Source organism: Streptococcus sp. UBA4344 (assembly GCF_002393675.1).
Classification (GTDB): Bacteria; Bacillota; Bacilli; order Lactobacillales; family Streptococcaceae; genus Streptococcus; species Streptococcus vicugnae.
Genome location: NZ_DGTE01000020.1, coordinates 73577 through 84995, shown reverse-complemented (window position 1 = coordinate 84995; position 11419 = coordinate 73577). Strand labels below are relative to the sequence as shown.

Annotated in this window: 10 protein-coding genes and 2 CRISPR repeat arrays; all 10 genes read right to left on the bottom strand. The window is 37.5% G+C overall.

The genetic code is table 11. The annotated features are described in order from the left end of the window. Positions 1-116: 116 nt before the first annotated feature. Positions 117-1952, bottom strand: coding sequence for a translation elongation factor 4 (gene lepA, locus B4D49_RS03655; protein WP_286783196.1), 1836 nt, complete (start codon positions 1950-1952; stop codon positions 117-119). Positions 1953-2227: 275 nt separating this feature from the next. Then, positions 2228-2856: direct repeats of the CRISPR family, unit length 36 nt; unit sequence GTTTTGGAACCATTCGAAACAACACAGCTCTAAAAC. Between the two features lie 91 nt (positions 2857-2947). Further along, on the bottom strand, positions 2948-3364 hold the full coding sequence (ndk, locus tag B4D49_RS03650) for a nucleoside-diphosphate kinase (RefSeq protein WP_058814079.1): 417 nt from the start codon (positions 3362-3364) through the stop codon (positions 2948-2950). 119 nt (positions 3365-3483) lie between these two features. Beyond that, positions 3484-4311: a CRISPR direct-repeat array (repeat unit 36 nt; unit sequence GTTTTGGAACCATTCGAAACAACACAGCTCTAAAAC). A gap of 164 nt (positions 4312-4475) precedes the next feature. Continuing rightward, positions 4476-4646, bottom strand: a complete 171-nt coding sequence (locus B4D49_RS03645) for an NADH-quinone oxidoreductase subunit L (RefSeq protein ID WP_199542466.1) — start codon at positions 4644-4646, stop codon at positions 4476-4478. A gap of 5 nt (positions 4647-4651) precedes the next feature. Further along, positions 4652-5308, bottom strand: a complete 657-nt coding sequence (locus tag B4D49_RS03640; RefSeq protein WP_132869984.1) for a TIGR01906 family membrane protein — start codon at positions 5306-5308, stop codon at positions 4652-4654. Then, a complete protein-coding gene (locus B4D49_RS03635) occupies positions 5298-6071 on the bottom strand; it encodes a TIGR01457 family HAD-type hydrolase (protein ID WP_132869985.1) in 774 nt (257 codons plus the stop codon). The genes B4D49_RS03640 and B4D49_RS03635 overlap by 11 nt, the downstream gene beginning before the upstream one ends. Positions 6072-6166: 95 nt before the next feature. Beyond that, positions 6167-6895: an acyl-ACP thioesterase domain-containing protein gene (locus tag B4D49_RS03630; RefSeq protein ID WP_074481523.1), complete on the bottom strand. Its 729-nt coding sequence runs from the start codon at positions 6893-6895 to the stop codon at positions 6167-6169. Between the two features lie 5 nt (positions 6896-6900). After that, entirely contained in the window at positions 6901-8031 is a 1131-nt protein-coding gene (gene hemW, locus B4D49_RS03625) for a radical SAM family heme chaperone HemW (RefSeq protein ID WP_132869292.1), read from the bottom strand. A 113-nt stretch (positions 8032-8144) separates the two neighbouring features. Continuing rightward, complete coding sequence (glmM, locus tag B4D49_RS03620; protein ID WP_132869293.1) at positions 8145-9497, bottom strand: phosphoglucosamine mutase; 1353 nt, start codon at positions 9495-9497, stop codon at positions 8145-8147. Between the two features lie 109 nt (positions 9498-9606). Next, entirely contained in the window at positions 9607-10563 is a 957-nt protein-coding gene (locus B4D49_RS03615) for a CdaR family protein (RefSeq protein WP_132869294.1), read from the bottom strand. Next, positions 10560-11408 carry a diadenylate cyclase CdaA gene (gene cdaA, locus B4D49_RS03610; protein WP_132869295.1) on the bottom strand — a complete coding sequence of 283 codons (849 nt, stop codon included), beginning with the start codon at positions 11406-11408 and terminating at the stop codon, positions 10560-10562. The genes B4D49_RS03615 and cdaA overlap by 4 nt, the downstream gene beginning before the upstream one ends. Between the last annotated feature and the right edge of the window lie 11 nt (positions 11409-11419).

Below are 11419 nucleotides of genomic sequence, written 5' to 3'. Positions count from 1 at the left end.
TACCATAAAAATACTGAAAATTTGCACAACTCTCTAACAATTCTCTTTTTATGATGTTTTATGTACAAAATTTACAAGAAAAACAACTGAAAGAAATTCTTTCAGCTGTTTATGTTTTATTTTTTGCTGCTTTCGTCATCCATTGAAAGAACTGACAAGAAGGCTTCTTGTGGCACTTCAACAGAACCGATAGCTTTCATACGTTTCTTACCAGCTTTTTGTTTTTCAAGCAATTTACGTTTTCGAGAAACGTCACCACCATAACATTTCGCCAAAACGTTTTTACGAAGAGCTTTGATGTCAGATCGAGCAACAATTTTTTGACCGATAGCCGCTTGAATTGGCACTTCAAATTGTTGACGAGGAATGATTTTCTTCAATTTTTCAACGATTAATTTACCACGTTCATAGGCAAATTCATTGTGAACGATGAAGCTAAGCGCATCGACTTTATCACCGTTAAGGAGAATATCCATCTTAACCAATTTAGATTTGCGGTATTCTGAGATTTCGTAATCAAAGCTTGCATAACCACGTGTTGATGATTTCAATTTATCAAAGAAATCAAAAACGATTTCAGCTAGTGGAATTTGGTAAATGACATTAACACGATTTTCATCGATGTAATCCATTGTCACAAAATCACCACGTTTGCGTTGCGCAAGTTCCATAACCGCTCCAACAAATTCTTGCGGAACCATGATTTGTGCTTTAACATATGGTTCTTCGATACTTGCCACCTTAGTTGGGTCTGGGAACTCAGATGGATTTGACACTTCTAGCATTTCGCCATCAGTCGTATTGACATGGTAAACAACAGATGGTGCTGTCATAATCAAGTCAATGTTAAACTCACGTTCCAAACGTTCTTGGATAACGTCCATGTGAAGAAGTCCCAAGAAACCACAACGGAAACCAAAACCAAGAGCTTGTGACGTTTCTGGTTCGAATTGAAGACTAGCATCGTTCAATTGAAGTTTTTCAAGTGCTTCACGAAGGTCATTGTATTTATTTGATTCGATTGGGTAAAGACCAGCAAACACCATTGGGTTCATTTGTTTGTAACCGTGAAGTGGTGCTTCTGCTGGGTTATCCGCAAGAGTAACCGTATCACCTACACGTGTATCAGCAACTGTCTTGATTGACGCCGCGATATAACCAACATCACCTGTTGCTAAGAAATCACGTCCAACTGCTTTTGGTGTGAAGATACCAACTTCAGTAACATCAAATGTTTTACCATTTGACATCAATTGAATGGTATCACCAGGTTTTACCATACCATTGACGATTCGCACTTGCAAAATAACTCCACGATAAGCATCGTAAACAGAATCAAAGATAAGTGCTTGAAGTGGTGCTTCAACATCTCCTGCTGGCGCTGGCACGTACTCAACGATTTGTTCGAGGATTTCTTCAATCCCGATACCAGCTTTTGCTGAGGCAAGTACTGCTTCTGACGCATCAAGTCCGATAACATCTTCGATTTCTTGACGCACACGTTCAGGGTCAGCAGCTGGCAAGTCAATCTTATTAATAACTGGCAAGATTTCCAAATCATTATCAAGGGCTAAATACACATTAGCAAGAGTTTGAGCTTCGATACCTTGTGCCGCATCGACAACCAAAATAGCCCCTTCGCAGGCTGCTAGAGAACGTGACACTTCATATGAAAAGTCAACGTGCCCTGGTGTGTCAATCAAGTGGAAAATGTAAGTTTCACCGTCTTTAGCTGTGTAGTTCAACTCAATAGCATTTAATTTGATTGTGATACCACGTTCACGCTCCAAATCCATGCTATCCAAGAGTTGAGCTTGCATTTCACGACTAGAAACAGTCTCAGTCTTTTCCAAAATACGGTCAGCCAAAGTTGACTTTCCGTGGTCAATATGCGCAATAATAGAGAAATTGCGAATCTTTTCTTGTCGTTTTTTTAATTCTTGAATATCCATCTATCCTATAATCCTATACAATTAATCACTATTCCTATTATATCAAATAAACACCACTGGTGCTATAAAAAGTTTGTAACAAGACCTAAAAGCAAGAAAAATCACCTGGCAAAAAGAACCGCAAATTTCTTTACAAAACTTCAATAAAGCGCTATCATCTAATTAAAGATAGTAGAAACTTTCAAATTTACCGCAAACCTATGACCCACATAGATTACCCCACCCAGTGAAAAACTAGGTGGGGTTTTGTTATATTCATATTTAGCAATTCAATTATTTTGGAACCATTCGAAACAACACAGCTCTAAAACGCAATTCACTTTGCAAATGCAAGGAGTTAGGTTTTGGAACCATTCGAAACAACACAGCTCTAAAACACAAACGCTTTCGCTTCTCCTGCTTCGCCAGTTTTGGAACCATTCGAAACAACACAGCTCTAAAACATCCCTTTAGCTGCAACACGTTTCCACTTGTTTTGGAACCATTCGAAACAACACAGCTCTAAAACTAATATCCAAAAAGTTTTAAACGTTCCTAAGTTTTGGAACCATTCGAAACAACACAGCTCTAAAACATTTATTGGTATGTTAGTATCGAATTACAAGTTTTGGAACCATTCGAAACAACACAGCTCTAAAACACTATTTTCGGGTAAATATCCCTCTTTATAGTTTTGGAACCATTCGAAACAACACAGCTCTAAAACGCGTTCTACTTTTCAGAACTCACACAACTTGTTTTGGAACCATTCGAAACAACACAGCTCTAAAACAGCTATATGGGGCAAAAATACTAGAACCCAGTTTTGGAACCATTCGAAACAACACAGCTCTAAAACATAATCACGAGCTTTATAACGAAAAGCAAGGTTTTGGAACCATTCGAAACAACACAGCTCTAAAACCTCGTGGACCACTTTTTCTCACGAAATTTCGTAATCGCGCCATTTGTCTCAGCCAGACTTCAGCTTCGTATGATTCCTTTTTAGCGTTATTTTATTCCCCAAACCAAAGGGCGATTTCACGTTCTACTGATTCTGGTGAATCTGAACCGTGAACGATGTTAAATGTTGCTGCTCCTTCTGCGGGTGCTTGTGCATAGTCACCGCGGATTGTTCCAGGAAGAGCTTCTTTAGGGTTTGTTGCTCCCATCATTGTACGCCAAGAAGAAATCACTTCTTCACCTGACATAACACCAGCAATCACTGGACCACTTGTCATAAAGTCTACGATTAATGGGAAAAATGGACGGTCAACTAAGTCTTCGTAGTGTTTTTCTAGCAATTCTGGAGTTGCCATACGCATTTCCAATTTTTCGATTTTGAAACCACGACGTTCGATACGGTGTAATACTTCACCAACAAGTCCGCGTTTCACACCATCTGGTTTAATCATAAAGAAAGTTTTTTCCATGTAAACAATCCAACCTATCTAACTAAAATAAATTCACTTTCAATTTTACCATAAAAGAAAATTTTTGAAAAACGTTGAAAGACATTTTCACTAAAGTTTTAGTTGATTTTCATGGATAAAAAATCAGAACCATTCGAAACAACACAGCTCTAAAACAACACGGCGGTAGCGTATACGGTGTTATTGGTTTTGGAACCATTCGAAACAACACAGCTCTAAAACCGCGAAGAAGGAGATCAACCAACTTATTATGTTTTGGAACCATTCGAAACAACACAGCTCTAAAACTGTTATAGTCAAATGATTTCTGGTATTCTAGTTTTGGAACCATTCGAAACAACACAGCTCTAAAACTAGCTTCATCAAACAAGTCTTTATAGACCTGTTTTGGAACCATTCGAAACAACACAGCTCTAAAACAATTACTCTTGTTGGCGAAATTAAATATTTGTTTTGGAACCATTCGAAACAACACAGCTCTAAAACACGAAATCGGTTCTATCCAACCAATCAAAGGTTTTGGAACCATTCGAAACAACACAGCTCTAAAACTATACTCACGGCTACGGTAAGGAACACACGTTTTGGAACCATTCGAAACAACACAGCTCTAAAACAGAAGATAAAGAGCATGGCGGGTCAACTATGTTTTGGAACCATTCGAAACAACACAGCTCTAAAACGAAATACTCATCGATTTCTTCTGGTGTTAGGTTTTGGAACCATTCGAAACAACACAGCTCTAAAACATAAACTATCCATTGCTTATAAGTGCTAGTGTTTTGGAACCATTCGAAACAACACAGCTCTAAAACCTACATGTCAATAACTACTCGTGGCGATGGGTTTTGGAACCATTCGAAACAACACAGCTCTAAAACTATAAATGATTATAGGTTGTATAAATAATGGTTTTGGAACCATTCGAAACAACACAGCGAGTTAAAATAAGGCTTTGTCCGTACACAACTTGTAAAGTGGCACCCGATTCGGGTGCATTTTTTGTGCCCTTACAGGTAATTTCAACAAAACTAAACAAGTTTATTTTACTCCTTAGAACATTAAAAAACAAGCGTTTTCAGATGCTTGTTTTCTTATTTTTTGATTTTCCCTAACTCACCAGCCAGCCCCAGAAAAAGGGGAGGAGAAAGGCGATGATACCTGCGATAACGAAGGTGATGCGTAGCCATTTTTGAGAAATATCAGCTGATTTTACCCAAAAAGTAATGGCAAAAAGCCACGATACGGCAAATAAAAGCCAGTAATACCATTCAAGAAACATTTTGCTTATCCTTTCTCTTTACCATGATGTGCTAGACGCTCTGCTAATTGTTTCCTTGCTATGACAAGTAAGCTTAGCATGAGTGCTTCATAAGTTACAAAGAAGATGATAAAGCAGTGCATGAAGTACTCTTCTGGCAGCACCCAGATGATAGGATCTGTTGCTGGGTTAAAGAGCCAGCTAGAATCCCCTGGAAATAGCATTTCATGAAAAAGGGTAAAAAATTGGTCAAAACCAATCAAAATTCCCACCACTGCAATCAGAATCGGTAAAATAGCTGCAAAAGCAAATGTTTTTTGATGTAGAAAAAGGGATTTGTCAGCTCTGCTATTTTTCCAAAAACGCCAAGATGGATAAACCAGTAAGATGAACACTGCTTGTGCTAAATGAAATAGATGCTTCACGTCGCCAAAATGCTTAAGCCCACTAGCTGATGAGGGAAAATCAGGCATAGCTAAGGTGTGAGATAAGGGATTTGTCAGATATGTCATCAAGACATTGAAGTTTTTTAAGAGGTCAGCTTTTGTTATAGTCACTTGGAGGGTAAGCTTGAGCCAATCCACCTCTAAAGGATAGATTAACCACGCGCCATAAATAGCTACTAGCACTGCTAAAGATAGAAGCCATAACCAAGTGCTAAAGGTCCAAATTCTATTTTTCATCAAAATTCCATTCGTCAAGGCTAGCTAGTACGTGGTCAGGTTTTACTGGAAGTGTTGGCACTTCTTCAGGTTTGGTAAATCCTGTTGTCACAAGTAAAGTAGCAATATCATTTTGAATTCCTGCCATGATATCTGTGAGGTAGTTATCTCCAACCATGATAGCTTCTTCACGTTTGACCCCAAGAACGTCCAAGGCTTTGTTCATGATAATAGCATTCGGTTTTCCGATATAAACTGGTTTAACACGTGTTGCAACTTCTAATAGATTGTTAATGGCACCAGCTCCTGGCATCAAACCACGTTCTGTTGGAATATTCAAGTCTGGATTTGTTCCGATAAAGACAGCACCTTTTTGGATAGCTAATGTTGCTACTGACAATTTTTCATAAGTCAAATCAGTATCGAGTCCCACAACGACATAGGCCGGATTTTCAGTATCTTCGACATAACCGGCTTCTGCAATAGCAGTTTTCAAACCTGTTTCCCCAATCACATAAACAGTTTTGCCACGATTTAAATCATTCATGTAATCAATCGTTGCCATTGTTGCCGTATAAATCGTATTAAGGGGCGTGTGAACATTAAATTGTGTTGCCAACATTTCTTGTACTTTTTCAGGAGTACGTGTTGAGTTGTTCGTTACCAATACATAAGGAATTTGTCGTTCTTGTAGACGTTGGATAAAGCGTTCCCCGGCAGGAATACGTTCTTTTCCTTTATAAATTGTTCCGTCTAAATCAATCAAATAGCCTTTATAAGTCATTCTTTCCTCCAATATATAGTAAATGACCTTTCAGGTAAGTTAAAAGGTCATTAAGTCTTACTTCTTTCCTTAATTATTTAAAAATAGCAGAGCGCTTATTTTTCTTTCCATTCAATGCGTGCTTGAGCTCGCACCACACCTTGAGTGACAATTTCATGCTTGGTTGTCAATCCATCACGTTCAACACGTGACTTGATGTCATGACCATATTGAACCTCTTTAACATATTTTAAATTAATATGATGAGGAATGTATTTTTCTAAAAAGTTGACATCTAAAACATCATACATCCATTCAAGGTATTTACTATTATTAACATGACCATTTAAATCAAGATCAAAGAAACGCACATGATAAAGAGTTTCTTCTGGATTTTCCAAACCTTCATAGCGAGGACCACGATAGATTTTCTTAACTTTTTCCACTTGGTAAACATCCACAATGTCATCAACGACAGGATGTACTTTTCGAGTGTCATAATCCATCAAAACAAAGGTTGAGTGAATGGTCAAAATCTTCTCACCATCTTGACCATAGACATTAAAATCACGGTAACAAAAGAGCTTGTTATAAGCTGTTGGGACCGTCTCAATCACAATGTTTTCAGTGTATTTAGGCAAGCGGTCAATCTCAATAGCATATTCTGTGATAATCCAGACAAGATTATAAGTTTGAAAAACATACTCGTCACTCATTCCAAGACTTAACGATTGCTTGCCAGAAACCTGCAAAACAAGCGATAAGAGTTGTGATAATTTCATATTTTGATTAATATCACTTTCATAAAAAGGTACTTGATATTTTTCTTGATAACTTAATCCCATCTTTTTTACTCCAATATAAATCTCTCTGCGACTGTGTCTCCCAAAAACAGTCCTTTTTTGGTCATGCGTATCACCTTATCATCTGGGACTAATAAGCCCTGCTGACAAAGGTCTCTCACAATTTGACCATAACGTTCTTCAAAAGACAAGCCGAATTTTTCTTCAAATCTGGCGATAGAAACACCTGATTTTTTACGTAATCCTAAGAACAATTCTTCTTCCATCATCTCATCTTTTGTCAATTTTTCTTCTGATAATCTGGCATTACCTTGAGCAACTGCTTTAAGATAATGCTGAATTGGTCCACGATTACGATAGCGGACACCATTTAAATAACCAGAAGCCCCTGCTCCCACACCAAAATACTCTGCATTATCCCAATACACCAAATTATGACGGCTTTCAAAACCTGGTTTGGTGAAGTTTGAAATTTCATAGTGCTCAAAGCCATTAGCTTCTAACTCAGAAATAATGTATTCAAACATCTCCGCCTCCAAGTCTTCTTTAGGTAATTGTAATTTACCGCGACGCATCTTATTCATGAAAACCGTATGATGCTCCAAAATTAAGCTATAAAGACTCAAGTGCGGAATATCAAGAGCAATAGCCTTAGCCACATTTTCCTTAACATCTTCCATAGTTTGACCAGGAAGAGCATAAATCAAATCAATGGAAATATTATGAAAACCAGCTTTTTTCAAATTTGAAATGGTTGAATAAATCTGTGCTTCATTGTGACTACGACCGATTTGTTTCAAATGTTTGTCATTGAAAGTCTGAACGCCAAGTGACACACGATTCACGGCTGAGCGCTTGAGCACTTCAATCTTATCTTCTGTTAAATCACCTGGGTTAGCTTCAATAGTGAATTCTTCTAAAGCACTCAAATCCAAGTGCTTAGTCAAATTCGTCAACAAGTACTCCAGTTGTTCTGCAGTAATTGAGGTTGGTGTTCCACCACCAATATATAAAGTACGCAATTTCTTAATATCATAAGACTCAAACTCACGAATAAGAGCCTGCAAATACTCATCGACAGGCTGATTCTTGATAAAAACCTTTGAAAAATCACAATAATAACAAATCTGCGTACAAAAAGGAATATGTACATAAGCTGATGTTGGTTTTGTTAGCATGACGCTATTATAACATTTTTAAGAAAGATAACCAATGAAATAAACACAATAAAACTCTCTAAACTAGCAAAAAAAGTAGAGCATTGCTGCTCTAACCTTTTTTAATTATTCAATTAATCAATTCCGATTTCTTTACGAACAACATCCGCAATCGTATCTACATAGTAGCTAACTTCGGCATCAGTTGGTGCTTCAGCCATGACACGAAGAAGTGGTTCAGTACCACTTGGACGAACCAAGATACGACCATTACCATTCATTTCTTCTTCCATTTTACTGATGATTTCTGCAATAGCTGGAACTTCCATAGCTTTGCTCTTCATGCTGTTTTCAACACGAACGTTAACCAATTTTTGTGGGTAGATAGTCACTTCAGCAGCCAATTCAGAAAGTGTTTTACCAGTTTCTTTCATCACTTTAACCAATTGGATACCAGTCAATTGACCATCACCAGTTGTGTTGTAATCCATGATGATAACATGACCTGATTGTTCACCACCAAGGTTGTAACCAGATTTACGCATTTCTTCAACAACGTAACGGTCACCAACTGCTGTGATAGCTTTGTTAATTCCTTCACGGTCAAGTGCTTTGTGGAAACCAAGGTTTGACATAACAGTTGTTACGATAGTATTGTGAGCCAGTTGTCCACGTTCTGATAGATATTTACCGATGATGTACATTACTTTGTCACCATCAACGATTTCTCCGTTTTCATCAACGGCAATCAAACGGTCACTATCACCATCAAAAGCTAAACCAACTGCTGAACCTGATTCTTTAACAAGTTCTTGTAATTGTTCTGGGTGGGTTGAACCAACACCATCATTGATGTTAAGACCATCTGGATTTTCACCAATAACAGTAATATCAGCATCCAAATCAAGGAAAACATCACGTGCTGATACTGAGGCTGAACCATTAGCAGTATCAAGAGCGACTTTCATTCCTTCAAGGCTCACACCTGTAGAAACAAGGAATTTTTCGTATTTACGAAGTCCTTCTGGATAATCAACAAGTGTTCCCAAGCCGTCTGCTGAAGGACGAGGAAGAGTATCTTCAGGTGCATCAAGAAGAGCTTCAATTTCCAACTCTTGATCATCAGCCAATTTAAAGCCGTCACCACCAAAGAATTTAATTCCGTTATCTTGTGCAGGGTTGTGACTAGCAGAAATCATAACACCAGCACTAGCTTTTTCAGTACGTACAAGGTATGAAACACCTGGAGTTGCTAAAACGCCAAGTTTATAAACTTCAATACCAACTGAAAGAAGACCAGCAACCAATGCTGATTCAAGCATTTCACCAGAAATACGAGTATCGCGTGCCACAAATACTTTTGGACGTCCTGTTTCATGCTGGCTAAGAACATAGCCACCAAAGCGTCCCAATTTGAATGCTAACTCAGGGGTCAGCTCAACATTTGCTTCTCCACGAACACCATCTGTTCCAAAATATTTTCCCATTATTTTTTTTAGCGAAAAATTCGCTTCCTCCATTACTAATATTCATTTCCTAAGGGCAAGAAATTAACTTGTCCACTATTCTTTAATATATAGTCCTAGCTATTATGAACTATTTTTTTGTCACTGTCAACTGTACCGTCACTACTGAAGGCTCAACAGCTACATTATCAGCTGTTAAATTAACACTTAAATTCGTATCTTTTGTTACGTTCGACACATCGACATTTGCAACAACTTCATTGACAGCATTAAGAGCATCTTGACTACCAGAAATCGTCACCTGATCTTGACTAAGATTGTAAGAAATTTTTGATAGTTTGTCATTCATTTTGCCGGTCATCTTAACAGTAACAGGCACAGTTTTAGTCAACTTTTTGATGTTAACTTCAAGTCTTGCTTTTGAAGGGTTGATAGCACTTGCAAGGATTGTTCCATCGGCGGCTACTGCTTGCAAGGCAACTCGTCCATTATAGTTGCTATTTAAAACTTCATTTTCTGGCAACTTGGCAACTACATGATCAATTTGATCAATGATTGACTCTGAACTAGTCACTTCAACTTCTGAAATGTCAGTTGATACCTTCTTCAATTCATAGCCTTTGGCAATTTGGTTATCGTCAATGACACCTTGAACCTCAAAAGTTTTGGTTTTCTTTTTACCAATTGTCACTGAAATATTATTTGGTGAAGCTGTTGCTGTAACACCTGAAGGTAAATTAGTTACCTTAAGCGGTACGGTTTGAGTACCTTCACCTAATCCAGTCAAATCTGCAACAACCTTAAAACTTCTCGTATCATTATTAATCTCTGAATCTAATTTAACACGGTTAATTGATGTTAAATAAACTTCTGTTTCATAAGAGTAACCACTAATAAAATACTTATCGCTATCATATTTGATATCGATAGGAACGTTGGTCAAAGTGTGCGTAAAGGTCTCCGTTGCCCCAGACACCTGTGACCCAACGTTCTTATAATTACTCGTTGTGGCAGTCAAAAATAGAAGAATGGAAAAGATAATCGATACAATAACCAACCAAAATTGACTATTGAAAAACTTTTTCATTTTTTCTTCCTCCAAATTTTTTGGTACCAATGCTCTTCTTCCTCAACTTTTGTAATTAAGTGGGTGCGAAGAATGGCCTCAAAATTTTCTTTTGTCAAATCATGTAAAAATTCGCCTTTTGACGTAATTGAAATACCACCAGTCTCTTCTGACACAACAATTGTAAGAGCATCAGAATTTTCTGAAAGTCCAATAGCCGCACGGTGACGTGTTCCAAATTCCTTTGAAATTGCCATTGACTCAGATAAAGGAAGATATGAACATGCTGTTGCAATTTTATTGCCACTAATAATAACAGCTCCATCATGCAAAGGAGTATTTGGAATGAAGATATTAATCAATAATTGACTTGAAATATCAGCATCCAAAGGAATCCCTGTAGAAATATATTCTTGCAAAGTTTGTGTACGTTCGATAGAAATCAAAGCTCCAATTTTACGTGGACTCATGTAAGCTACAGATTTGACCAAAGCTTCAACTAATTTTTCTTCATCACTGATTTGTTGTGTTTGCGAAAAAACTTGTGTTGAACGACCAAATTTTTCAAGTCCTGAACGAATCTCAGGCGCAAAAATCACAACACACGCTATCACACCATATGTGATAACTTGATTCATCAAATAAGAAATGGTCGTAAACCCAATCCATTCAGCGATAAATTTCAATAAGATAAAGAAGACAACACCTTGAATCAAGGACATAATCTTCGTGCCCGCTAAGGCTTTTATTAAACGATAAATAAAATATGCTACGATTAAAATATCTAATAAATGAACAACAATAGTCCATGGATTTTCAACTAAAGTTGCCCAAAATTTAGCATCAATAGCCGCTAAATTACTCATACATACATCTC